2 pseudogenes are annotated in these 588 nt (G+C 69.1%); both read left to right on the forward strand.

The annotated features are described in order from the left end of the window. Positions 1-282 (forward strand): annotated as a pseudogene (locus tag B0F77_RS50375) (class I SAM-dependent methyltransferase); the annotation flags it as partial. A 69-nt stretch (positions 283-351) separates the two neighbouring features. Next, positions 352-588 (forward strand): annotated as a pseudogene (locus tag B0F77_RS51050) (GlxA family transcriptional regulator); the annotation flags it as partial.

Consider the following 588-nt stretch of genomic DNA (forward strand, 5'->3'; position numbering starts at 1 on the left):
CCGGTCGAGGTGGTCTTCGACTACCTGCGGTCCGCGACCACCGACGCGGAACGCGCTTACCAGCGTGCACGTGCCGAACGGCTGGCCGGCGTCGGTGAACCCCTGTTCAGCTACTTCACTCCCGAAGGCATCGCAGCACAGTTGCGTGCCCTCGGGTTCACCGGCGTAGAGGACCACTCCGCTCCCGACCTGATCGCCGGCTACCTCGGCGGGTCCGCGGCGTTCGAGGGCGAACCGTCCCCGGCGCTGCACGCACTCCGCCTGCTGCGCGCGAGCCGCTGAGTAATACCAAGATCGGCATCCGCCGGGTAGATTTCCGTTGTGGGGAAAGAAAAGGGAACTGCCAGGCGGGTGGTGATCGTCGCGTACGACGATGCGCAGATCCTCGACGTGGCGTGTCCCAGCGGAGCGTTGGAGATCGCGAACTCTCACGGCGCCGCGCCTCCGTACGCCATCGAACTNNCGGCGGGGCAGGGACACCGGCGGCGGCCGTGGACGAGCGATTGCTGACGCAGGTGCGGCGGCTGGCCCGACGCAGCCGACGGATCGCGTCGGTGTGCACGGGCACGTTCGTGCTCGCCGCGGCCG

This window comes from Lentzea kentuckyensis, assembly GCF_002150765.1.
Taxonomy (GTDB): domain Bacteria; phylum Actinomycetota; class Actinomycetes; order Mycobacteriales; family Pseudonocardiaceae; genus Lentzea; species Lentzea kentuckyensis.